Source organism: Paraburkholderia bengalensis (genome assembly GCF_037126505.1).
Classification (GTDB): domain Bacteria; phylum Pseudomonadota; class Gammaproteobacteria; order Burkholderiales; family Burkholderiaceae; genus Paraburkholderia; species Paraburkholderia bengalensis.
Window position 1 is genome coordinate 1 of the sequence record NZ_JACFYJ010000053.1, and the last position, 23,497, is coordinate 23,497.

Annotated in this window: 14 protein-coding genes and 3 pseudogenes; 8 read left to right on the top strand and 9 right to left on the bottom strand. The window is 66.2% G+C overall.

The features are described from left to right. Positions 1 to 203 precede the first annotated feature (203 nt). From scpB to H3V53_RS26420, 3 genes are all read right to left on the bottom strand, one after another. Positions 204 to 1,250 carry an SMC-Scp complex subunit ScpB gene (gene scpB / locus H3V53_RS26410; protein ID WP_336600461.1) on the bottom strand — a complete coding sequence of 349 codons (1,047 nt, stop codon included), beginning with the start codon at positions 1,248 to 1,250 and terminating at the stop codon, positions 204 to 206. Between the two features lie 321 nt (positions 1,251 to 1,571). Further along, complete coding sequence (locus H3V53_RS26415) at positions 1,572 to 2,819, bottom strand: pyridoxal phosphate-dependent aminotransferase (RefSeq protein ID WP_419539579.1); 1,248 nt, start codon at positions 2,817 to 2,819, stop codon at positions 1,572 to 1,574. 158 nt (positions 2,820 to 2,977) lie between these two features. After that, complete coding sequence (locus H3V53_RS26420) at positions 2,978 to 3,880, bottom strand: LysR family transcriptional regulator (RefSeq protein ID WP_336600462.1); 903 nt, start codon at positions 3,878 to 3,880, stop codon at positions 2,978 to 2,980. Positions 3,881 to 4,300: 420 nt separating this feature from the next. On the opposite strand from H3V53_RS26420, the pseudogene H3V53_RS26425 reads away from it, so the two are divergent. Together H3V53_RS26425 and H3V53_RS26430 are read left to right on the top strand one after the other, a co-directional pair. After that, positions 4,301 to 4,696: pseudogene (locus H3V53_RS26425) on the top strand (transposase); the annotation flags it as partial. Between the two features lie 444 nt (positions 4,697 to 5,140). Next, a complete protein-coding gene (locus tag H3V53_RS26430; RefSeq protein ID WP_054926529.1) occupies positions 5,141 to 5,410 on the top strand; it encodes a hypothetical protein in 270 nt (89 codons plus the stop codon). Positions 5,411 to 5,754: 344 nt separating this feature from the next. Here H3V53_RS26430 and H3V53_RS26435 read toward each other — a convergent pair whose 3' ends face one another. After that, the gene (locus H3V53_RS26435) at positions 5,755 to 6,069 is read right to left on the bottom strand and encodes a hypothetical protein (RefSeq protein ID WP_054926530.1); all 315 of its coding nucleotides are present in this window, start codon (positions 6,067 to 6,069) and stop codon (positions 5,755 to 5,757) included. Between the two features lie 294 nt (positions 6,070 to 6,363). Here H3V53_RS26435 and H3V53_RS26440 point away from each other — a divergent pair, with 294 nt between their 5' ends. The 3 genes from H3V53_RS26440 to H3V53_RS26450 all read left to right on the top strand — a co-directional run bounded on the left by H3V53_RS26440 (position 6,364) and on the right by H3V53_RS26450 (position 8,158). Beyond that, on the top strand, positions 6,364 to 7,050 hold the full coding sequence (locus tag H3V53_RS26440; protein ID WP_054926531.1) for an ElyC/SanA/YdcF family protein: 687 nt from the start codon (positions 6,364 to 6,366) through the stop codon (positions 7,048 to 7,050). Between the two features lie 344 nt (positions 7,051 to 7,394). After that, complete coding sequence (locus H3V53_RS26445; RefSeq protein ID WP_054926533.1) at positions 7,395 to 7,631, top strand: hypothetical protein; 237 nt, start codon at positions 7,395 to 7,397, stop codon at positions 7,629 to 7,631. A gap of 269 nt (positions 7,632 to 7,900) precedes the next feature. Next, a complete protein-coding gene (locus tag H3V53_RS26450; protein WP_054926538.1) occupies positions 7,901 to 8,158 on the top strand; it encodes a hypothetical protein in 258 nt (85 codons plus the stop codon). Between the two features lie 113 nt (positions 8,159 to 8,271). Here H3V53_RS26450 and H3V53_RS26455 read toward each other — a convergent pair whose 3' ends face one another. Beyond that, entirely contained in the window at positions 8,272 to 8,562 is a 291-nt protein-coding gene (locus H3V53_RS26455; protein WP_054926534.1) for an antibiotic biosynthesis monooxygenase, read from the bottom strand. A gap of 321 nt (positions 8,563 to 8,883) precedes the next feature. On the opposite strand from H3V53_RS26455, the gene H3V53_RS26460 reads away from it, so the two are divergent. Further along, positions 8,884 to 10,158, top strand: coding sequence for an EAL domain-containing protein (locus H3V53_RS26460; protein WP_336600463.1), 1,275 nt, complete (start codon positions 8,884 to 8,886; stop codon positions 10,156 to 10,158). Between the two features lie 16 nt (positions 10,159 to 10,174). On the opposite strand, the gene arfB is transcribed toward H3V53_RS26460, so the two are convergent. Further along, positions 10,175 to 10,582: an alternative ribosome rescue aminoacyl-tRNA hydrolase ArfB gene (gene arfB, locus H3V53_RS26465; RefSeq protein ID WP_336600492.1), complete on the bottom strand. Its 408-nt coding sequence runs from the start codon at positions 10,580 to 10,582 to the stop codon at positions 10,175 to 10,177. 226 nt (positions 10,583 to 10,808) lie between these two features. On the opposite strand from arfB, the gene H3V53_RS26470 reads away from it, so the two are divergent. Beyond that, positions 10,809 to 11,468, top strand: coding sequence for a VC0807 family protein (locus H3V53_RS26470; RefSeq protein WP_336600464.1), 660 nt, complete (start codon positions 10,809 to 10,811; stop codon positions 11,466 to 11,468). Here H3V53_RS26470 and recD read toward each other — a convergent pair. The 3 genes and pseudogenes from recD to recC all read right to left on the bottom strand — a co-directional run bounded on the left by recD (position 11,465) and on the right by recC (position 20,628). Next, positions 11,465 to 13,536 (bottom strand): annotated as a pseudogene (recD, locus tag H3V53_RS26475) (exodeoxyribonuclease V subunit alpha). The gene H3V53_RS26470 and the pseudogene recD sit on opposite strands and share 4 nt — an antisense overlap. Then, positions 13,533 to 17,263 (bottom strand): annotated as a pseudogene (recB, locus tag H3V53_RS26480) (exodeoxyribonuclease V subunit beta). Before recB ends, recD begins: the two co-directional pseudogenes overlap by 4 nt. Then, positions 17,260 to 20,628, bottom strand: a complete 3,369-nt coding sequence (recC, locus tag H3V53_RS26485; protein ID WP_336600465.1) for an exodeoxyribonuclease V subunit gamma — start codon at positions 20,626 to 20,628, stop codon at positions 17,260 to 17,262. The pseudogene recB and the gene recC overlap by 4 nt, the downstream one beginning before the upstream one ends. Positions 20,629 to 20,845: 217 nt before the next feature. Here recC and H3V53_RS26490 point away from each other — a divergent pair, with 217 nt between their 5' ends. Further along, positions 20,846 to 23,347, top strand: coding sequence for an FUSC family protein (locus H3V53_RS26490; protein ID WP_336600466.1), 2,502 nt, complete (start codon positions 20,846 to 20,848; stop codon positions 23,345 to 23,347). Positions 23,348 to 23,497 lie beyond the last annotated feature (150 nt).

Below are 23,497 nucleotides of genomic sequence, written 5' to 3' on the forward strand. Positions count from 1 at the left end.
CGCTCGTCGCCCTCGCCCTCCGGCGCTGGCGCCGCCCGTTCGCTGTCGCCCGCCGGCGCTTGCGCCGTGCGCGTTTCGTCGGGGCGCGCAGCAGCGACGGCGCGCTCGGATTCGGACGAATCGGTGTCGTGGATGTCTGTCAAAACAACCTCAAAATGTCAGGTCGCGCGCCCGTTGCGGGCGCGTCAAAAAGTACGGTTACGTCAGGCGCTGCGCGACTCGGCTTCGTCGTCGGTGTATTCGCCTGCGTCCTGAGCGGCGTCGCGGCGATCGTGACGATCGTCGCGTGCCGCTTCGCTCTGGTCTGGTTCGGCCGGGTTGGCGTGGTCTGCGTGCCCGGTCTCGTTGTGAGATTCGCGCGTGTCTTCGTGTTCGTATTCGGACTGCGCGGCGGCGCCGGCTTCATCAGCCAGCTCCATTCGATGCGTCGCCTCGTCGGCGATTCGGTGCTCGCTGGTCGCGACGGCGTTTTCCGTTTCGCGTGCGCCGGACACCTCGGCTTCTTCTTCGACTTCAATAGCCTGGCCGTGCGCATTGTCACCGGGTTCGTCCTGCGATGCCGACGCTTCCTGCACGGAATGCGCCACGCTTTCCGCCGACAAGGCTTGCGCAGCAGCAACCGTCATGCCATCGGCGCCGATTTCCGATGCCTCGGTCGCAAGGGCTTCGGTCTCGGCGGCCTCGCCATCCGGAAACTCGATCGCGTGCTGCGCGAGCAGATCGATATTCGTCTGCGCCGACGGATCATCGAGCGGCGGCAGTTCCTCGAGCGACTTCAGCCCGAGATCGTCGAGGAAAGAACGTGTGGTCGCGTACAGCGCCGGGCGGCCCGGCACGTCGCGATGGCCGATCACTTCGATCCAGCCGCGGTCTTCGAGCTGCTTCACGACCTGCGTGTTCACCGTCACGCCGCGAATCTCTTCGATATCGCCGCGCGTGACAGGTTGCCGATACGCGATGATCGCAAGCGTCTCGAGCACCGCGCGCGAGTACTTCGGCGGCTTCTCGGGATGCAGGCGATCGAGATACGTGCGCATCGCCGGCTTGCTCTGGAAGCGCCAGCCGGAAGCCAGTCCGACGAGTTCGACGCCGCGTCCGGACCAGTCCTGCTTCAGGTCTTCAAGCAGCGCGCGGACCGTGTCCGCCGACACGCCGTCGGCAAAGAGCTTACGCAAATCACCGAGCTTTAACGGCTCCTGCGCGCAGATCAAGGCAGTCTCGAGGACGATCTTCGCCTCTTGGGTATTCATGCAGCTAGGTCAGACCCTGTGGTCAAAGAACCGGATCAAACAGACGATGTGGAACTGAAGACGCGCTCGCCCGATTCTGATCGGTCATATTGATGGGAGCACGCACCGGGGGGAGGCGAAAAAGGCATCGAGCCAAACCCAGCCGGACGACGGAGCAGCGAAATTCCGCGAGGGAACCGCGTGACTGGCTGCCATATTACGCAAAAACAATCGGTGCGTAAAGACGAAATCCAGACTGCACCTTAATCGACATTTCCGGCGCTGCATGACGGATCGGCGCGACGGCCGTCCCCGGCCGCCGCTGGCTGTCGACGCCGCGGGTCAGCGCCCGATGCCGTGCCGCTCCAGATACCCTTTCAATCGCTCGACACCTGCGTCGAGCCGCGCCGGATCGCATGCATAGCACCAGCGCACGAAGCCCTCGCCCTCCGGCCCGAACGCGCTGCCGGGCGCAAGCCCGAGCCCGGCCTCGCGCACCAGCGCCTTGCATAGCTCGAGGCTGTGCGCCGCGCCCGGCAACGCGAAGAACACGTACATCGCGCCCGGCGGCGCCTTCACGTCGACGCCCCGCAGCGCAGACAGCGCGCGTACCAGATGATCGCGCGACGCCCTCAGATCCGCGACCAGATCGCGCGTGAAAGCCGCGCCCTGCTCGATGGCCGTGATGCCCGCCTGTTGCACGAAGGCGGGCGCACAGGACGTGTTGTACTCGACCAGCTTGCCGAGATCGTCCATCAGCGACGCGGGCGCCACGATCCAGCCGAGGCGCCACCCCGTCATCAGCCATGCCTTGGAGAACGAGTTCACGCAGATCACGCGCTCGTCGCGCGCGGCGAGATCGAGGAACGACGGTGCGCTGAGCGCTGCTTGCTGCCCCGCGCCGTCCGCGTAGTAAAGGCGCTCGTAGACTTCGTCGGCGACGACCCAGATGCCGTGCCGCCGGCAATGCTCCAGCACGGTGCGCTGATCGTCGCGCGTCATGACCCAGCCGGTCGGATTGTTCGGCGAGTTCAGCATCAGCAGTTTCGTGTCCGGCGTGAGCGCCCCGAGCAGGCGTTCCAGCTCGAGCTGCCAGCCCTGTGCCCCATAAACGAGCGACACCGTTTCGACATGCGCGCCAAGAATTTTCGGAATCTCGACGAGATTCGGCCATAACGGCGTCACGGCAACCACGCGGTCGCCTGCGCCGACGACCAGCTGCGCAGCCAGCATCAACGCATTGACGCCCGCGCTCGTCACGGCCACGTGTTCCGCCGACGTCGGTCCGTGCAGTTCGCTCACATATCGCGCGAGCGTCGCACGCAGCGGCGCAATGCCCAGATTGTGCGTGTAGAACGTCGCGCCCGAAGCCAGCGCCGCGCTCGCGGCATCGCGGATGAACGGCGGCGTCACGCGATCCGATTCACCGAACCAGAACGGCAGCACGTCGGGCACGCCGAACCCGGCATTCGCCACTTCGCGGATCTGCGACGGGCGCAACGCGCGCACGGCATCGCGTGCATCGGGCGTTGCGCGAGGCGCCAGGTCGGGCATCAGAGAATGAGGCTGGGGCAAGTCCGTTTCGCGCATCGAGGGTTCCGGCGGATCTGTCGAAAGTGGCGAGTGTAACGCGCCGCAAATGGCGGACGGTGCGAATCCAGCAAACCGCGCCGGCAAATGCCCCAGCAAAAGGGAAAGGACGCGGGGCCAGCTCGCGGGGCCAGCAAGCGCGCCGGCGCAAAGCCGCGTCAGCGCAGATCCTCGGTGCGGCCCGGCACCTGATGAATCAGATTCCACACGGCGTCGGCCGCGGGCGACAGCGAACGGTCGCGCCGCCGCACCAGCTCGACCGTGCGCTCGGCGCGCGGCACGAGCGCTCGCGCGACCAGTGCGGAATCCGCCGGCAGCGGTAGCGCGAGCCACGGCAGCACGCTCACGCCGACGCCCGCCTGCACCAGCCCGAACACCGTCGACGGATGGCCGAGCTCCTGCACGACGTTCGCGCTCACGCCGTGCGACTCCAGCGCGGCGTCGATGATCGGCCGGCTACCCGACGCCTGGTCGAGCATTACGAGCCGCTCGCCGTCCAGTTCGCGCCACGCCACTTCGCGCCGCGCCGCAAGAGGATGGTCATCGCGCGACACGAGACAGAACGAGTCGGTCATCAGCGGCTCCGTGACGAGGTCATCGGCGGAAAGCGGGCCGATCACCACGCCGAAGTCCACCTCGCCGGACTTGACCTTGCGCACGACGTCGCTCTGCACGTCGTCGCGCAGGCCCAGCGTGATGTACGGGAACTGCCTGCCGCACGCCGCGATGATGCTCGGCATCAACCGGCACGCGATGGTCGGGCTCGCCGCGACCATTACCCTGCCGCGCCGCTGTTCGCCGATTTCGCGGATTTCCCGCAAGGCGTCGTCGAGATCGGTCAGCAACCGCGACACGCTGGCCACCAGATTGCCGCCGACGTCGGTCAGCTGGACTTCGCGCGTGGTGCGGTCGATCAGCTTCAGGCCGATCTCCGCCTCAAGCTCGCGCACGCACCGGCTGACGGCCGACTGCGTCAGCCCGATTTCGCTGCCCGCGCGGCTGAAGCTCTGCAACCGCGCGACCTCGATGAACACGCGCAGTTGACGCAGCGTTACATTCATCCACTCCCCTCATGAATCGTGTCATTTGATGCCGATTTTACGCGCCGGGACCGGCTCGCGCACGAATCCGGGGCTTTCGCTGCAATGCAGCAAGAAGGCGCAGACGCACGCGGGACGGGCCTGATTGCACAAGATTGGTGATTGTCCCGATTTGCGCGATAGCTTTTTTGGATTCTCATACGGGCCAGGCTAGCGCCCGTATCGGCTTGATCCGGCGGGGCTTCGAGGCGGTTTGAAGCAAGGTGGCACGCTTCATGCATTTCCCCTTGCACAAGAGTCGGCCCCGAATGGACTGGTGAAAAAACACGGTCCGTCGGACATGAGCCGGCTCTCCGCCGGCGTCCGGAACCGATCCGGGCGCATGAAGAGTGCGCAGCGCGGGGCAGCGCACCGGAGTTAGCTTCGCTGAGGTGAAACATGATGGTGTTCGACGATTTGAGAGACAACGAGTGGGCGCTGGTTGAGGCGTTGTTCTGTGCGGAGCCGGCACGGAGCGAACGCCGTGGTCGACCACGCGTCGAAGCTCGCGCGGTAGTGAACGCCGTGTTGTGGGTTTTGTCGACGGGCGAGGGCTGGTCCAAGTTGCCGGGCCGTTATCCGTCGCCGCCGACGTGCCGTCGTCGTTTCGACGAATGGCAGGCCGACGGCACGCTGGCTGAAATTGTGAAGCGTCTCGGTTCGAGCGGCCGCGAGATTTCGCTGCGCGGTCGCATCGGCGCGACGGCTGCCAAGCCGCCCGCACCGCCGAGCCGCGATCGCCTGCGCGGCGCGTTCTGGACCAATCCGGAATCCTGGCGCGCGCCCGTCAAGATGGCGTGACAGAAAGCCCCATGCCGCCGGGCGCCTTCGGGCGCCCGGCGCGTTTCCGAGGCCGTCGCAGCCCGGCCGGATTCTCCCTTTCGCGCGTAGCATCGTTCCGTCAAGCGGTTCGCGCGGTGTTCAGCGCGATTCACGCGTAACACGCGCCCACTCGACGGGATCATGGCCATCCGCGCCGCACGGGTCTCCAACCGCCTGTCGCAATGACCTCCGGCCGCCGTTCTTTCGGCCGGTTACACGCTGCGCGCGCCCGAACGCCGGGGGCCGCCCCCAACTCTAGCGCCTGCGCGCGCTTCGCCCGTTTCCGCCGACCCGCTACGCATATCGTTCGTGACGGGACGAAACATCCATTTACTCTTATTTACAGCACGCTTTCGCAGTGCGGCATACGGTACGAGTATGCAAACAAGCCCGCCCCGACCGGCTTGTCGGGAATCGATCATGAGGCCCATGTCACTGCGTGTCTGCGGCGCGGTCGTTGCGCTGCTTGCCGCAACTGCCTTTGCGCAACAACGCCCGCAAGGCTGGAACTGGCGGCCGGAGCAGCCGGCGACCCTCCAGGCTTGGCAGCAGGCGGAAACACGCAATCAGAATTTCACGCCGCCGACGCCGCGCGGCGACCTGCGCGGCGATATCGCCAGCAACGTGCGCGCGCGCCCGGACGGGCAGCGCGAGGAAGCGTCGCAGCGGCGCGGCCCGGCTGCGCACTGAACGCGACCGAATCACCGGCGCGGCCCGCCGATGTGAATCGAGCGAGCCGGCATCGACGAAGATCTGCAATATCGGGAACCACCGGCCGTATCGCCAGTCTCATCATTGCCATTAAGCACAGCGTGGCAGAAGTAATTCCGGTATGCCCGTATCCTCGCGATACGGGCTTTTTTTTTCACACGCGATGCAGCGCGAAAACCGCCGCAGGATCTGTGGGCGCCGTCGGCATAAAGGAAGTGTTGAAACGCGGAATTGGCGGCGACACGCCCTCGACGCGTCGCGACTGACGCGTTTTGCGCGCGCCCACTGTTCTCGTGGGCGCCCGTCCTGCAAGAGCCGGTCGCCTAGACGGCGGCTGCCCTCTCTCCGGCTACAGCGCCGGCGAAAACGTAATCCCGCATACGGCGCGCGTCCCAGTCGAGCGAACGCTCGTCGCGCGCAAGCCGCGCAAACTCAGAGCGGCCTCGTTCGGTCAGCACCGCGATGTCCACAGGAGCATGGAAACCCGGCGCGGGAGCCACCGTCCGTTGCCGAACGGTGTCCATCATGCCAAGCGAACGGAGATACTGAAAAACGCCTGGGCGCTTCGCCCACGGCACCTGACGGTATTGCGCCCGTCGCAGCGCCTCGAGTACAGCTTCGTTCGAATAAGTGGTCATCTCACTTCTTTCTTAAAGTGCAGCCAAGACTTATTTGTTCGCGACACAATGGCGCGTCTGTCGACACGCGCACCGCGGACAGCGTCAGAATTCACGCTTTTATCCGCCAATGCAGGCATTGGCCGCCGTTTATTTCGGTCCCCCGTGTGAACGCCGTGCTAGCGTTCTGCTTCCAATGGCGGCGATGCGACCGTGACGGTGCGATGGTCCGCCTATGGAAATGTCCGAATACCATACGTTACCCCAATAAAATTGATTCTCTTAACTTTATTGCTGCTTTTTTTTGCAGCTTTTATGCTGCTGCGCAGCGCCCGCACACTGATCGGCGCGCTCACCATCGTGGTCTTCTGGGCGCTCGGCGCCGGCTGGCTGGCCCAGCCACTGCTCGATCTCGCCCAGCGCGGCGCGCCGCCCGGCGGCCAGACGGTTGCTCCCGCAACCTACGCAACCCGCACCGCCATCGTGATGCTCGGCACAGGCACCATTCACCGCGACGGCAAGCTGGTTCCGCCGAAGGACGCGATTGCCCGCATCGTGACGAGCGCCGGCCTGTACGCGCGCTGCAAGCAGGTCGGCCGCGTGTGTCACGTGATAGTAAGCGGCGGCAATCCGCAGGAGCACGAGTCGACGGAAGCCGACACCTACCTGCCCTATCTGCTGCGCGAAGCCGTGCCGCGGGACGATATCGTTCTCGAGAACACCAGCCTCACGACGTACGAAAACGCCCGTAACGTCGCTGCCATTCTGCCGGACGGATATTACGGTTCGTTGATCCTGGTCACATCGGCCTATCACATGCCGCGGGCGCTGCTGGACTTCCATCGCTTCGGCATGAACCCGCTGCCCGTTGTGTCGAACACGCGACGCGCGACGCGCGGCCTGCTGCCACGCCGGGAAAACTTTTTCGACGCCGAAATCGCATTGCATGAACTGATCGGCATCGTGCAGTTCCACGTTTACCGGCAGCTCGGCTGGTTTTGATCCCGGCCCGGCCACGCAGGTCCTGATTTGATTAGCTATCCGATCCATACCTGGACGCGGCAGCTTGCGCGCGTGCCGCGCCGATTGACCATCGGTGGCCATTGCCAGCGGGAAAATCTGACTTGCCGCGACACGCGCGGCGAAGCGCAGCACAATACGTTTCATGCGCGCCACGCCTGTCTCACGCGGCTTCCTGCGCGACGCGCACAGATGTAACCAGACGTAACCATATGTGAATTCTGTTACAGAAGACGCGCTGGACTGAACATTGCTGGCTAGAATTCACTGTCGTACCACTGGACAGGTCATCCTCGGGTCCACAACCACTCTCTACGGAGGCAACGATGAAGAAAGTGTCCCTGGCAATCCTGGTATCCCTCTCGGCACTGACGGGCGCGGCTTACGCGCAGCAGGATCAAGGCATCATGATGAGCACCGACCCGGCAAAGGCCGCCGACGTCGAGCAGCGCGCGCAAGACCTGCAGGCGAAGCAGCAGGCGATGGAAAGCGCGCCTGCCGCACCGATGAAGCATCACAAGGGTTCGATGCATCACAAGAAGCCGGCAGAGCCTGCCCAATAAGCGCCGCGCCACATACAGTCGCGAACCGCACCAGCACCCGCGGCGCGAGCCGGTTCAAACGCAGTCCGCGCATGCTCTACGCACGCCAGGTTGCGTAAAACGAAAAGCCGAAGCCGGTTGTCACGGCCTCGGCTTTTTTGTGTGGGCAAACATGGGTGAATGCCTGGCAAAGCATGTGCGAGGCGCGCAACGACGTTATGCTAAAGTCGCGCACCAACGAATCCATCCAATTGACACAACCCGCGTGCGCCCCTGGTGCGGAGGACAGAATGAGCAACATCCAGCTGGACATCGAATGGACTGAAGCAGCATCCCGCAAGATCGAAAAACTTATGCCGCGCGGCAATCAGGATGCGTTCCTCGCGCTGCCGCCAGTCGAATGTCTGCCGATGGAAGGCGACGTGCTGTTCCTCGGGCCGTCCGGCAAGCAGCAGCCGTTCATCGTCGCCGAGCGCCAGTACCATCACGACGGCGACGCCGACTGGACCATCATCCTCATTCTCGACGTGCCGCAGTCGACGCACTGAGCGTGTCCGCCAGGCGGGCTCCCGGCTTCGCCCGAGCCCGTCTTGCGCAACCGGACCATTGCCGCGACGGGAACGATCGGACCGATAAAACCGGTTGAACCGACTGAAGCGTCCTACGCGATCTTCGACACGATGCGAAGTTCCGCGTATTCCACCCACTCCGCCGACGCCTTCCTGTACGCCTCGATATGCGCCGACTTCGCGTGCGCAGCGAGTGCCTCTTCGCTTTCCCAACGCTCGAAGAAAATGAAGCGCCGCGGCTCGCGCAGGTCGCGGTGCAGATCGTACTGCAACGCGCCGCGTTCCTTGCGCGTCGGTCCGACGATACCTTCGAGCGCCGCGCGTAATTGCTCTTCATGTCCCGGCTTTGCAACCGAGATCGCCACGACTGCGATTTCAGACATGCCCCACTCCTCTTTTTTAAAACCAGCAGCATAACGTCACTGCCATAAAAGCACTGGCAATCTGCGCCAACATCGAGCCATCTTGCACAGCCCGATGCACCCGTCTGTGATAACCCGAACATTCACATTGCATACTTACTGCTAGACTGATTTCGGCACATCGAACTGCACCACTGAGCCACTGAGCGGAGTCGCGCGTGAACGGCATCGATCTGACTGCCTTCGGGCCCGACCTCCATTGCGCCGTTGTCGCACATGCCTGCCGCCGGCATTTGCTGCATCCGGGCGAGCGCCGCACGCTGCATAGGACAATCTGCCGTCATGCCTAACGTCGACGATACGACGCTCACCGGCCTTCTGCAGCACATGGTGCAGGACGAGGCCGGATGGGCCGCGCCGTGGCGAACCATCACCTTGCGCAGCGTCTTCCAGCCCGTCGTGTCGGTGACGCACCAGCGCGTGGTCGGTTACGAAGCGTTGCTGCGCGCGTTCGATCCCGTCGGACACCCCATCTCGCCCGCCGTGCTTTTTTCCGGCACGCGCTCGACGGCCGACGCGCGCGCGCTCGATCGTCTTGCTCGCTGCCTGCATGTGGCGAACTTCATGGCGCAAGGCATAGAGACAGGCTGGCTGTTTCTGAACACGCGTCCGCAAGTATTCGAAACGGGTTGGCCGCAGCGTCCGTTCATCGATGAACTGTCAGAGCATTTCGGACTGCCTCAGGAACGCATCGTGATCGAAGTGCTCGAGCAACCGGCCGACGACGAGTCCGCCGTCGCCAGCATGCTGGCCGCATCGCAGCCGCGCGAGTTCCTGATCGCCATCGACGACTTCGGCACCGGCTTTTCGAACTTCGACCGCGTGTGGCGTTTCAGACCCGATATCGTGAAGCTCGACCGCTCGCTGGTGGCGCGCGCGGGTCGGCACGACAACGACAACTCGCTGATCGGTCATCTGATCAACATGCTGCATCAGTCGGGCACGCTGGTGCTCGCGGAAGGCGTCGAAACGGAAGACGAACTGATGACGCTGATGCAGGCCGACGTCGATTTCGTCCAGGGTTACTGGTTCGGTCAGCCCAAGGCGTCGATGCAGGCGGCGAGCGCGCGCGTGCCCGAGTTGATCGAGCAGATGTGGGAGCGGTTCGAGAGCTATGGGCGCACGCATTCGCGCTACCAGCGGCCGGGCTTCGAGGGGTTCACGGAAGCGGTGCTGGCGGGTGCCTCGCTCTACATGCAGACGGGCGACCTCGCGCAGGCCGCGCTGCCCGTCTTCCTGCTGCCCGACGCGCGCCGCGTGTTCGTGCTGAGCGATCGCGGCGAACAGTTGCAGCCGTCGATCACGCCTTGCGGCACGCCGGCTCCGCCCGCGCGGCTCGCGCCCCTCTTTCCCGACACGCGCAACAACTGGTCGCGGCGCGCGTATTTCAAGCATGCGCTCGCCGCGCCCGGACGGGTCGCGATGATGGGACCGCACTGCTCGCTGATCGACGGCCAGGATTGCTACACGGCCGCCGTCACCGTCGAGCGCGACGGCGCGACGCACGTGTTCTGCGTGGATTTTCTGCCGGAAGTACGCAATCCAAGCCCGGTTTGACGCGTGGGCGCGGGCGTCACTCGTGATCGATACGCCGCCGCGCGGATTTGACGTCGCCGCGCCGCGCCTTGCTTTCGAGCCGCCGTTCTTTCGACGCGCGCGTCGGCCGCGTCGCGACACGCGCCTTGCGGGTCACGCTGACGCTGTCGATCAGCGCATCGAGCCGCGCGAGCGCCGCCGCGCGGTTCATTTCCTGCGTCCGGTATTCCTGCGCCTTGATCACGACCACGCCGTCGCGCGTCAGCCGATGGTCGGTGATGGCGAGCAGGCGCATCTTCAGCACGTCGGGCAGCGACGACGCGCGCACGTCGAAGCGCAGATGAATCGCGCTCGACACCTTGTTGACGTTCTGTCCACCCGCGCCCTGCGCGCGCACAGCCGTCAGCTCGATTTCGTTCGGCGGGATCGGATAGCGTGAAGTCATGTGAACGTGCAGCAACGGACAAATGGCAAGTGTAACCGGCGGCGAGTGACTGGCGGCAAATGACGGGCGGCGAATGAACTGGCGGCGAATGAACTGGCGCGTCTCCTTCGAATCAGAGTTCATGCGGCATTCATCTGGATGTTCGACCCGTGCTGTCATGCCGTGTGTCTACCCGTCGGCACCGATCTCGCCCATACTGACATTTTTCGCTCGTGAGTCATTCATCGTGACGAAACTGCGCCCCGCGCTGGTACTCGAACTCGTGGTCAACCTCGTGCTGCCATGGGTGACGTACCGTCTCGCGCAGCCATACTGGGGCGAGACAGGCGGACTGCTTGCGTCGGCCGTGCCGCCTCTTGCCTGGAGCATCGTCGAGCTGGTGCGCTTCAGGCGCGTCGACGCCGTCAGCCTGACGGTGCTGCTCGGCATCGTGCTGTCGATCGGTGCGATGGCGCTGGGCGGCGATCCGCGTATGCTGCTGTTTCGCGAGTCGCTGGCGTCCGGCGCGATCGGCGTTGCGTTCCTGCTGTCGCTCTTGCTGCGTCGGCCCGCCATTTTCTACCTGACGCGGGCTTTCATGGCGCGCGAGATGACCAACGGCGCCGCCCATATCGACATGCTGTGGCGCGAGCGCCCCGCTTTCGCCGCCGCGATGCGCGTGCTGACCATTACCTGGGGCACGGGCCTCACAAGCGAAACGGCGCTGCGCGGCTGGATGGCGTGGCATTGGCCCATCGAGCGCGTGCTGGTCGTGTCGCCGTTCGTCGGCTACGGGATCTTCGGCGGGCTGATGATCTGGACGCTGTGGTATCGGCGTACGCTGCACGATCTGACGCACAACCCAGAATCCGAAGCACAGGCACCGGGCAACACAGCGGCCAACTAACGCCGTTCGTCCCCGTCTTCGCCTCCTTTTTTATCCCCCTCTTCGTATTCCCGCGCCGCTTCGGCGATTCGCGCCGCGAGCCCCGAGTCGCGCTGTGTCGGCGTGGCGATCGCTCGCATCAGCACCTGACGCGAGCCGATCACCTCGACGCGCTCGCGCGCCCGCGTGACGGCCGTGTACACGAGTTCGCGCGACAGCACACGGCTGAACGTAGACGGCAACATCAGCACGGCATGATCGAACTCCGAGCCCTGCGACTTGTGGACGGTCAACGCAAACGCCGTATCGTGCGGCGGCAGCGCAGCGGGAGACACGGCGCGCAAGCTGCCGTCCGCGCTGCGAAAGTACACGCGCAGCGCGCCGTCCAGGCCCGGCAGCGCAATGCCGATGTCGCCATTGAACAGGCCGAGCGCGTAGTCGTTGCGCGTGACCATGATCGGGCGGCCGGCGAACCATTGCGCGCCGACGGCGAGCGGCACGCGCGCGGCGCGACGCACCTGGGCCGCCATGGCCGCGTTCATCTGATCGACGCCGCGCGCACCGAGCCGCGTCGCGCACAGGATGCGAAAGCAGTTGAGCGCTTCGAACAGCGTGAGCGCGTGCGCCGCCACGCTCTGCGCACCTTCGCCGAGCGCCGCCGCGAGCGCAACCGCGAGCGCATCCGCATAGGGCGTGAAGCCTGCGGCTAGCCGCTGGATCGTGCGATCGGAGGGCGCGGCGCCCACGTCTTCATGAAATGCCGCCGCGCCGCGTTCGGCGGAATCGGCGGTGAGCACGTCGAGCGCGTCCTGCGCCGCGCCGCGCCGGATCGCCAGCGACAGCCGCCCAATGGCCGACTCAAGCCCGAACCGATAGTTGCGCTCGAGCCATACGACGCAATCGGCAAGCGGCGCGCGGCGCGGCGGCTGCGCGCGGGGCCCTTGCTGCGGCATGCCGAACAGGTCGTCGGCAAGGTCGGCTGCAAATGGCGGCAGCTCATCGGCGGCCACGTCGCGATCCGCCGAGGGCAACGCCGCCTGCAGCGTGCGCGCATCGATGCCGAGCACCGCCGCGATCGCATCGATGCCGGCCGCCGTGAACGCCGGCTGCGCGCTCAGCCCGGCGAACACGGCGCCCGCTTCGACGGCCGCGAGCTGATCCTTGTCGCCGAGCATCACGAGATGCGTGTCGCCGGCGAGTGCGTCGAACAGATGCGTCGCCATCGCGACGTCGATCATCGAGGCCTCGTCGATCACGATCACGTCATACGGCAACGGGTTGTCGCGATGATGCCGGAAGCGCCCGTTCGGCGCGGTGCCGAGCAGCCGGTGCAGCGTGAACGACGTTTGCGGCAGACGCGCAGCAAGTTCCGCCGGCAGCGAGCCGGCGCGCGCGAGCAGTGCCTCCTGCATCCGTTGAGCGGCCTTGCCCGTTGGCGCGGCAAGCGCGATGCGCAAATCCGGGCGCGTGTCCAGCAGACACGCGAGCACGCCGACGACCGTCGTCGTCTTGCCCGTCCCCGGCCCGCCGCTGACGACCGTCAGCCGCCCGGACAGCGCCATCACGGCGGCCACGCGCTGCCATCGATCTGCTCGTCGCGCGGTTCGCCGAAATAACGCATCAGCCGCTCGCTCAAACGCTGCGCGTCGAGCCCAACCGCCACGCCCTCGCCGCGCGCGGCGCGCGCATGGCCGACGAGTGCCTGCGCGAGCCGACGCTCGTAATCGAAATAGCGCGCGAGATAGAGCCGCCCGTCTGCATCGACGATCAGCGGACGCAGCGCCTGAGCCGGCTGCTGGCCGTCGCTGGCGACACCGCTCGTGAGCAACGCGGCGCGCACGTGCGCAAGCGTTGCGCCGTAACGCTGCGCGAGTTCGTCGAGCGGCACGCACACATGCCCTTCGGAGGTCGCGCGACTCGCCGCGAACGCCGCCCGCGCGGCCCAACGCACACTGTCTTCGGACGCGCGGGCGCGCTTCGCCAGCGCGCTCACGCGCCGCGCGAAGCCTTCGGCGAGCGCCGTCGAGAAGTCGGCGGGCGCGGGCACGTTGACTTCGACGTCAGGCAAAGGCTGATCGAACATGCTCATTGCGCCCCTCCGTCCATCAGTGCGTCGAGCGCGGCGATGAGTTCGAAGTCGGGCCGCCGCGCGTGCACGCCCGCCGCCTGGCCGCTGCTGCACCACTCGGGGCGCACGCCACGCACGAACAGGTACAGATAACCGCCGATGTGCCGCTCATAGTCGTACCCCGCCAGCCGCACGCGCAGATAGCGGTGCAGCGCGACGATATAAAGCAGCGCCTGCAGGTGATACGCGTGGCTCGCCATCGCTTCGTCGAGCGGCGCGGCTGCATAGTCGTGACGCGCGTCGCCGAGGTGGTTCGACTTCCAGTCGATCACCCAGAAGCGGCCCTGATGTTCGACGATCATGTCGATGAACCCCTTGACGTAGCCGCGCAGCGCACCCGGCTCCAGCGCGACATCAGGGTAGCCATGCGCGGCAAGCAGCGCGCGCAGGGCCGGAAAGTCCAGCGACGGCGCCGGAAACAGAAACTCCAGCTCGTTGATCCGGCGCTTCGGGTCGAGCGACGCGAGCGTCATGCCCGGCACGAGTTCAGCGCTCACGATATCGGCGAGCAGACGCTGCATCATCGCGGGCAGCCGTTGCGCGAGCTCGGGTTCGGCGGGCGCGGGCCGGTCGCGCAAGGCCTGTCTGATCGCCTCGGGCCATGTGCTGCGATCGGAGAAGTCCGCCAGTTCGAACATGCGGTGCAGGCACTCGCCCGCCGCTGGACCACGCGGAAACGCGAGGATGTCGTCGGGCGCGAGTTCGACGGGCGCCGATCCCATATCGAACAGGTTTGCGCTCGGCGCTGCCGAAAGATCGACGATATCGGCAAGTTCGTCGTGATCGGGTCGCGCCTCTTCGCTTGTTGCGGGCGCTTCTTCGCCGCGCGAGCCCGCCGCGATCAGCGAACTGAAGCTCGCCATGCGCCACATGTCGCGCAACGCACGCCGGTTGACGCGCGCGCGCAGGCGAGTGCCGCTATCGCCGATGGTTTCGAGCGGCACGCGATGCGCCACGGACGGCAATCCGACCACGGCCATGGGCCCGCCCGCGAGCGCTTGCCAATGCGCATAGATAGCCGTCTCGTCGAGCGGCTTGGCGAGCCATTCGTCGAAGTCGCGGCCACTGCCCGCAACGAGCCAGTTCAACACGCTGCGCGCCGATTCCTTCGTCGAGCGTGCCGACAGATACGTGCCCGCCACCAGATAGCAGCGATAGACGGCCCGCGTCAGCGCGACGTAGATGAGCCGCGCGCGCTCGGCCGCCTGCTCGCGCGTGGCCTGACGGCTCGCGTGGCCTGCCTGCTCGTCGTCGCAGCCGTAGTGCAGCACGGCCGAGCCCGCCTCGTCGTGATACTCGCGCGCATCGGGCAATCCCGAAGACGGGGGCTCGCGCATGCTGCCGTCGTTGAGAAACGGACAGAACACGACCGCGTATTCGAGCCCTTTCGACTTGTGCACGGTGACGATCTGCACGAGATTGCGGTCCGATTCCAGCCGCAGCTGAGCTTCTTCGCTGCCGCGCGCGCCGCCCGCGCGCTGCGCGGCGAGCCAGCGCAGCGTAGGCGCAATGCCCGGCTGCATCGCGGCGCGCGCCTGCACGAGCTCGGCGAGATGGTTGACGTTGGTCAGGCGGCGCTCGCCTTCCGCGCCCGCGACGAGCCGCTGCGCGACCCCCAGCTCGCGCATCAGCGTGCGCCACATCAGCGCGAAGCCGCGCTCGTGCCACAGGATCCGGTAGCGCGAGAAACGTTCGACCCAGCTCATCGCATCGGCCGATTGCGCTTCTGCAGCCGTAACGGCCGCAGCGGACACAGCGTCGTCGGCCTGTTCCAGCCGCCACAGCGAGGCGGCATCGAGACCGAACCAATCCGTTGCGAGCGCGGCGCGCAGACGGCGCAAGTCGCCTGGCGTATCGACGGCAGCCAGCACGCGCTCGATCTGCTCCGCGTCGAGCGATTCGAACACCGACGCCTGCGCCAGTTCGACACTGCCCACACCCCACGCGGACAACACGCGCTTGATCAGACTACCCTGCTTGTGCGTCTGCACGAGCACGGCGATGTCGCCGGGTGCGAGGGGCGCGTCGCCGACCGTCACGCTGCCGTCGCGCGCGCCGCGCAGGAGCCGCACGATCTCCGCCGCGCATGCTGCTGCGCGCGCTGCGCGTCGCGCTTTGTCAACGCGGCGTCGCCTTGCGGCAGCGTCCACACGCGGAAGTCGCCCGCCGCGCCCGCCGCGTCCGAAAATGGCGGCCGTCGGCGCTCGCCCGCGCGCACCGGCTGGTAGTCAAGCCCGTCGAGCACGAACGCCTTCCGGTTCGCTTCGAAAAAGCGGTTGCAGGCTTCGACGATGGGCGCCGTCGAACGCTGGTTGACAGCAAGCGTGTACCGCGCCGACGCCTGCGCGCGCGCCGCGAGATACGTGTGAAGATCGGCCGCGCGAAAACTGTAGATGGCCTGCTTCGGATCGCCGACGAGAAAGAGCGGCCCCTCGGGCGCGAAGATGCGCTTGAAGATCGCGAACTGCAGCGGATCGGTGTCCTGAAACTCGTCGATCAGCGCGGCGGGATAGCGGGCGCGCAGCGCGTGCGCGAGCCACACGTGCGTGGCGAGCGCGCGATGCAGGTTCGACAGCAGATCGTCGAATGAGACGACCCGACGCGTGCGCTTGCGCGCCGCCAGTTCGCTGGGGGCGTAGTCGAGCCATGTCTGCACGATGCCGAGCCAGCGCGCGCGCTGCCCGGCTTCGGCGGCCAGCGCGGCTGCGGCAAGATCGTCCGCGACAGCGAAGAACGGATGCGACGGCGGCTCGAACTTCGTCTTCGTGCCCTTCGCCAGCGCCGTTGCCGTGAGTTTCAGCGCGGCCTTGGGCGGCGCGGCGTGACAATCGTCCTGCGCAAAGTAGTCGCTCCAGGCGGCAATTGCCGCACTCACGGTCTCGGGCTTGTGCGAGGTTTTGCTCAAACGCTCCTGTGTCTGTTCGAGCAGACGGACGACGTTGTCGCGCTCGGCAAGCCACATGTCGCAGGCGGCATCGAAGCGCGCGCGCATGTCGCTGGGCGCGATAGCCGCATCGACAGCGACCTCGCCCCAGCGCAGCTGCGCAAGCGGCTTTTTCAGGCGCCGCGCCAGCTGTTCGTCGAGCGACGCCGGGCCCGCGCGCCTTTCGACGAGCCACGCGGCAAACGACGGATGCGCCGCCGCTTCGGGCTCGACCTGCTCGCGCCAGAAATCGGCGGCCAGCTCGAAGCGCAGCGCAGCGTCATCCGCTTCCATCTCGAACGCGAACGGCATTGCGGCCGCGAACGGCGCTTCCTGCAGCGCGCGCTGACAGAAGGCGTGAATCGTGTGGATCGCCGCCTGATCGAATGTGCGCAGCGCGCGCCGCACGATCTTCGCCGCCGCTTCGAGATCGACGCCGCGTGCTTCGCAGAGCGTCGTCTCGAACAGCCTGGCGATGAATGGATCGCCGCCGTCGTCGCCCGTTTCGATTGCGCGCTGCACTTCGGCGAGACGGCCGCGAATGCGCTCATGCAACTCGGCCGTCGCCGCCTTCGTAAACGTCACGACAAGAATCTGATCGGCGCTTAGATTTTTCTCGAGCAACAGCCGCACGTAGAGCGCGCAGATGTTCCAGGTCTTCCCCGTTCCCGCCGATGCCTCGATCTGGTTGACGCCATCGAGATCACAGGCAAACACATCGAGTTCGTGCGCTGCCAGCGCATGGGTGCTAAGGGCGCCGCTCATGACACGGTCCTCAAATGCGCGACGAGCGGCTTGAACACGAGCGACGCGAGCGCGCCGAACGGTTCGTCGAGCGACAGCGGCACGCCGCGAAACGCGATGCGCAACGCAGCGTCGTCGGACTCGCCGCGCAAGCGGTCGCTGATCCACGCGTTTTGCGCGGCCGAATCGCTATCGCTGATCTTCGCCCACGCGCTCTTGGGAAAGAAGCGCAGCGGAAACGCACGCCCCGCCCTGAACAACGCGGCAAGCGGCGCGAGCTGATCGAGCGGCGTCTCCACCGGCGCGAGTTCGAACGATTCGCCGCTCGCGTGCCACACGGTGCGCCGCGGGCCATTCGGCAGCGCCGCGCAATAGGCGAGATGGGACAGCCACGCGCACAGGTAATCGCGTGCCGTGGGCCGCGCGTAGCGGAACACGACCTGCCCCGTTGGCGTCAGCAGATTGAGCGTGCCTTGCAGCCGCAGCGGACCTTGCGCCGCGTCGCGCAGCGCTACGTCGTGCGGACCGAACAGCGCGATGTCGCCCGTGTCGGGCCAGCACGCGTCGAAATCGAGCGTAAAAGGCAGGCGCGTGACGCCGTCCGCGAGTTCGCGCCGCACCCGCTCGGCCAGCCCGCGCAATGCCGACAGCTCGCGCGTACGCCACACGGCGCCCGTCGCGCCGCCCGGCAGTTCGGGGCTCGCTTCCGCGACCCGGCGCGCGCGGGCGAGCGCTTCATCGTCAGAGCCGGCATTGAGCAGCGTGGGCAAGAGCCGCTCGGCCAGTGCGTCACGGCCCGCGAAGTCGAGCTCGAACGGCTCCATGTCGAGCAACTCGCCCTGCGCGTCGGACAACACGATACCGAGACGGTCGCGCAGCAACGCGCGCGCGGGATGCCGCCAGAAGCGCTGGAAATCGTCGAACGCGATGGGCTCGGGCGGTTCGACAGGCAGCGGCGCGGCAAAAAAAGGCGTGCCTGTCTCGCGCGGCGCGGCGGCGAGCAAGGCGGCCAGTTCCGCGCGCTCGGCGTCGTACGTGAACAAGCCGCTTTGCGCGTCGAAGTAATCGGACGCGAAGGGCTGCAACGGATGCTCGACAATGAACGCGCGGCGCGCGGCATCGAGTTCGGAGGGCGATGCGCCTTCTTCGCACGACACGCGCGCGAGATGATCGAGCAGTTCGTCGACGAGCGCGGCAGGCGGCAACGGCGCGTTGTCGCGAATGCTGCGGCCCGTGTAGGCGATCAGCAGCCGGTCTTGCGCGGCCAGCAGCAGATCGAGAAAGAGATTGCGTTCGTCGTCGCGGCGCTGCCGGTCGCCTGCCTTGCCGAACTGCGCCATCAGGTCGAACTCGTCGGCGCGCGCGAGACTCGGCAGCACGCCGTCGTCCATGCCGAGCAGACAGACAATGCGAAACGGCAAACCGCGCAGACTCGTCAGCGACGAGAACGTCACGCTGCCCCATGGCACGCCGCCGCGTGCGGGATCATCGAGCGCTTCGGAGAGCGCCGTGCGCACGACGGCGGCAGGCAGCGACAGGTCGCCCGCGCCCGCGCGCATCGCTTCGCTCATCGTGTCGACGGCATCGCGCACGGCCGAGAGGCTATCGGCAAAGGCAACGCCGCCGTCGAAGCAGCGGCCCAGCACTTCGAGCAACAGTTGCGTCCACTCGGCGGGTGTCATGTCGTCGGCGCAACGGCGCGCGAACGCATCGACATCGTCGACGAAACTCGCCAGCCGCCCGAGCAGTTCCGCGTCAGAGCCATCCGCCCCTTCGACAGGCAGCCAGGCGTCGACGGGCTCGCCGCCTTCGGGCATCGCGTAGCCGAGGAACAGGCGCGTAAGCGCGTCGGCGAACGTGTGGCGCGCGACGGGGACCGCGCCGTCGGCTTGCGGCACGGGCGCGAGTCCGCGCCGTGCGCCCGCCGCTGCGAGCCACGCCTGAATATCTTCGAGCGCGGCCGCGTCGATGCCGTAGCGCGCGGCAATGGCATCGACACGCAGCCATTCGATCAACTCCGGCGCGCCGACATTGCGTTCGGGCAATGCCAGCCAGTCGAGCATCACGCGCGCCACCGGGTTGGCCTGCGAAGGCGGCAGACCCGTGATCCGGTAGGGAATGCGCCGCGTGTCTCCCGTGGGCGCCGTGCCGAACACGGCGTCGATCAGCGGCCCGGCGGCGCCGAGATCGGGCAGCGCAACGAGCACGTCGGAAGGTTGAAGGTCGTCGAACTCGTCGAACCAGCCAAGCAGACGGTCGTGCAGCACTTCGAGCTGGCGCGCGAGGCTATGGCACACGTGCACTTCGATGCCGGCTTGCGTCGGCGGTATGTCGAACTCGCGCTCGTCGCGCAGATCGAGCATTGCGTTCTGCACGGCGGCAAGCCATGTAGGCGCGGCATTCTCCGCGAAATACGACGCCTCGCCCGATGCCGCGCTTTCCGTCAGCTCATGCAGCATGTGCAGTTGCGCCTGCGTCTGCCGGCCCCATTCGGCCAGCAGCGGATGACCGACTTCCTGATAGTCGAGCTGGTTCACCGCGTCGAGCGCTTCGATGCGACCGACGCTGACGATATCGAACCAGAACTCGCGGCATGGGTTCATCGCGTACAGGCGCACGTCGATCCAGCGCGAGAGCTCGCGCAGCAACGCGATATGCAGCGGCGGCATGGTGGGCAGCGCGAACACGCTGACAGACTCGGGCCATTGCGCCCGCGCGATCGCGTCGAGATCGAGCGAGCGAATTTCGTCGAGAAAGCGGTACGCGGGCGGTGTGGCGGCATCGTCAGAATGCGAGCCGCCCGCTACTTCGGCAAGCAGCTCGCGCCACAGCGCGCCCTGCCAGCGCTCGTCTTCGCGCGCCGCCGCGTTGCCGCCCGTGAGGCGCGGCCCGGTCTCATCCGCTGCGCCGCCCGCGAAGATCGAGCCGCCCTTCTGCCACTGCAGCAGCCATTCGGGACGATAGGTCAGATAGTGGTCGAGCACCGTCGCAAAGCGGCGCGCGAGCTCGTAGCGCATCGGCGCGTCGGCGGCATCGAGATAGCTGCGCAGGCGCGGCGACGCGTTCCACGGCCGCGCCCCGTCTGCGTCGCCGAGCAGACGGTAACAGCGCCACACGAGCCGATCCGGTGCGAACGGCGAGCTTTTCGGCACGTCCTTGATGACACCGCCGATCTGCGTCCACAGCCATTGCGCGAGATAGCCGAAGTGGATGTTCGCGCACACGCCCTGGCGCGCGGCGATATCGAGTTCGAGCCGCCGCCGCACGGCCGCGCTCGGCACGATAACGGGCTGAGCCGTCCAAGGACTGGCAGGTGTTTCGCCAAGCCCGTCGAGCAGTGCGCCGACGAGCACGTCGTATCGGTTCGAATAGACGATCTGAAGCATTGAAACTGTGCGAACGAGGGGCGCCGCGCTCGCGCGCAGGCCACGTAAATAAAGGAAGCGACAGCATAGCAAACGAGTTGGGTGTCGAATAACCTGGCCATCCGGCAGATGGTCCGGACAGGGGCAAATCAGTTAGACTCGACGGCAGTTCGGGCTGGGAACAGCCGCTGCTTCACTCCTATTGACCAACAGGCAGACACGAGACATCAGGCAGTCGATGCGCTATTCAGTCGAAATCAAAAAGTTTCTGTATAGCCAGTACTTCTACGGCGGCTTGCGCATTGCAGTGGGCGTGTCGCTGCCCGCCGTTCTTTGCCTGATCGTCTTCCACAACCGGGATCTCGGCTTCACGATCGCGACGGGCGCGCTCGGCGCATGCGTCGTCGATATGCCGGGCCCGCTCAAGTACAAGCACAACGAAATGCTCGCGTGCAGCGTGATCGGCTTTCTTGCCGCGCTCGCCACCGGGCTCGCGAGCGTCAATCCCATCGCACTGTGGTGCACCGTCGTGCCGCTCACGTTCGTGCTGTCGCTGATCGTCGTCTACGGCAACCGCTGGCCGCAGATCAGCTTCGCGACACTGTTCATGATGGTCGTCACGCTCGAAGAGCACTTCACGCCCATGCAGGCATTGATCAATGCCTCGTGGATTCTGCTCGGCGGACTGTGGTTCACATACTGGTCGACCTTCGTGAGCCACTGGATGATGTACCGGATCGAACAGCAGGCGCTCGCCGAAAGCGTGTTTGCGCTCGCCGACTATCTGCTCGCGCGCGCGGATTTCTACGATCTCGACAACGATCTGGACGAGTGCTATCGCAACCTCGTCACAAGGCAGATCGCGGCCGTGGCGATGCAGGACGCCGCGCGCGACATCGTGCTGCGCAACCTGCCCAAGCTCAAGAGCGGGCGATTGCAGCCGCGCCGCGCCACGCTCTTCAACCTGTTCATCCATACCGTCGATCTGCACGAGCAGTTCGTCGGCGCGCATACCGACTACCCGCTCGTGCGCAATACGTTCGGCGCGTCGGACATGCTGATCTTCTATCGCGACCTGATCCGCAAGGCTGCCGCCGACCTCGAAGATATCGGCCTCGCCGTGCTGCAAAACGAGGCGCCGCGCGCCCGGATCAACATGAAGGCCGAGTTGCGCGCAATCGAGTTCGAGATCGAGCTGATGCGAAAGCAAGATCTGCCCAAGAAAAACCCGGAGGCGTATTCGGCCATCTCGGCTTCGTTCAGACGCATCTGGAGCGCAACGCGTCTGATCGACAAGATGCGCAAGAACCTCGCGAACGAAGAGAGCACGAAGGAAACCGAGTTGCGCATCGACCAGGCGCTTACGCGCTTCGTGTCGAGCCGCCGTGTTCCGTTCGGCTCGATCTTCTCGAACCTGACGATGGCGTCGCCGAGCTTCCGCCACGCGCTACGCGTGACGATCGCCGTCGCCATCGGCTTCTGGCTGGGGCGTCTGCTGCCGCTCACCAACGCTTACTGGATCGTGATGACGACGGTCATCATTCTGAAACCCGGCTATTCGCTCACCAAGCAGCGCAATGGGCAGCGTATCGTCGGCACGCTGATCGGCTGCGCGGCCAGCGTCGCGCTCATCATGAGCGTGAAGGAAGCACCCGTCCTCATCATCGTGATGTTCGCGTGCATGGTGATGAGCTACAGCCTGCTGCTGTTCAACTACACCGCGAGCGTCGTGTTCACGTCGGCTTACGTGCTGCTGCTGTTCCATCTGCTCGCGCCGGGCAGCCTGCATATCATCGGCGAGCGCGCGATCGATACTGTCGTCGGCTGCGCGATCGCGATTGCTGCAAGCCATCTGTTCCCCTACTGGGAATACCGGCTGATGGGCAAGCTCGTCAACGACATGATCGCGGCCACGCGCAGCTATCTCGAAGCAAGCTGGTGGTGGGGCGGCAAGCCGGCTGCGGCCGTCGTGACCACGCCCGGCGCACTGACGGAGGCGGCTGCCCTCGCGCCCGCTATTGCCGTGGCCGAAATCGCGGCGAGCGGCGCCGATGCGATGGCGGCATCGACGGCACATGCGGTCGCGGGCGCATCGTCGAGTAGCTCGGCCGCAGCCGAGGCGCTGTCGGCGGTTGCCAAGGCGCAAGCGGGCTCATCCGGCGCGAGCGGCTCGGTTTCGGGTGGCGCGCCGTCGGCGTCCGCGAAACTGTCGGCGCCCACGCCCGCCGCCGCGGCCGCCGCGATCGCGCTCGATCGCGACTACCGCTATCGGCTTGCGCGCAAGAACGTGCACGTCGCATTCGCGAATCTCGGCCAGGCGTTCCAGCGGATGATGCTCGAGCCAAAGTCCGCGCAGAAGTTCGTGCCGGAACTCAATGATCTGCTCGTGCGTTCGCACGTGCTCGCCTCCCAGATCACGGCAGCCGCGCCGTTGCTGCGCACGTCGACGCAACAGATGGGCGGGCCGTCGCATCAACCGCTGCAACGCACGCTGAGCACGATCCGCGACAACCTCACGCAAGCGGAAGCCGGCAATCCGCCACCCTCGGACCAGCTCGAGATATCACGGCAGTTGGGGCGGGAACTCGATTCGATGGTCGTCGAGACCGAGCGGTCGGCGGAGTCTTCGGCCGACGCCGTGCACGAACTGAAAATCCTCGCGCATCAGTGCAAGCAGATGCTCGCGGCATCGTTTCAGATTCGCAAGGACGCGGGCGTGATCCGTCTGCCGGAAAATTGACGCGCGGAAAACGCGGGAAATAAAGGGCGGAACACGTGGAAAACCGCACGGCGAATGGAAAAGCCGCGACGCATCCGCGCTGTGCGCAAAGCAAGCGGATGCGCCGCCTGCCGCGCCCCATCCGTCGGCGGCTCGATGCGGGCTTGCTGC

Bases quoted from the DNA above. Each gene is read 5' to 3' on its own strand.
- scpB (WP_336600461.1), bottom strand. From the start codon at position 1,250: ATGAATACCCAAGAGGCGAAGATCGTCCTCGAGACTGCCTTGATCTGC.
- H3V53_RS26415 (WP_419539579.1), bottom strand. From the start codon at position 2,819: ATGCGCGAAACGGACTTGCCCCAGCCTCATTCTCTGATGCCCGACCTG.
- H3V53_RS26420 (WP_336600462.1), bottom strand. From the start codon at position 3,880: ATGAATGTAACGCTGCGTCAACTGCGCGTGTTCATCGAGGTCGCGCGG.
- H3V53_RS26430 (WP_054926529.1), top strand. From the start codon at position 5,141: ATGAGGCCCATGTCACTGCGTGTCTGCGGCGCGGTCGTTGCGCTGCTT.
- H3V53_RS26435 (WP_054926530.1), bottom strand. From the start codon at position 6,069: ATGACCACTTATTCGAACGAAGCTGTACTCGAGGCGCTGCGACGGGCG.
- H3V53_RS26440 (WP_054926531.1), top strand. From the start codon at position 6,364: ATGCTGCTGCGCAGCGCCCGCACACTGATCGGCGCGCTCACCATCGTG.
- H3V53_RS26445 (WP_054926533.1), top strand. From the start codon at position 7,395: ATGAAGAAAGTGTCCCTGGCAATCCTGGTATCCCTCTCGGCACTGACG.
- H3V53_RS26450 (WP_054926538.1), top strand. From the start codon at position 7,901: ATGAGCAACATCCAGCTGGACATCGAATGGACTGAAGCAGCATCCCGC.
- H3V53_RS26455 (WP_054926534.1), bottom strand. From the start codon at position 8,562: ATGTCTGAAATCGCAGTCGTGGCGATCTCGGTTGCAAAGCCGGGACAT.
- H3V53_RS26460 (WP_336600463.1), top strand. From the start codon at position 8,884: ATGCCTAACGTCGACGATACGACGCTCACCGGCCTTCTGCAGCACATG.
- arfB (WP_336600492.1), bottom strand. From the start codon at position 10,582: ATGACTTCACGCTATCCGATCCCGCCGAACGAAATCGAGCTGACGGCT.
- recC (WP_336600465.1), bottom strand. From the start codon at position 20,628: ATGCTTCAGATCGTCTATTCGAACCGATACGACGTGCTCGTCGGCGCA.
- H3V53_RS26490 (WP_336600466.1), top strand. From the start codon at position 20,846: ATGCGCTATTCAGTCGAAATCAAAAAGTTTCTGTATAGCCAGTACTTC.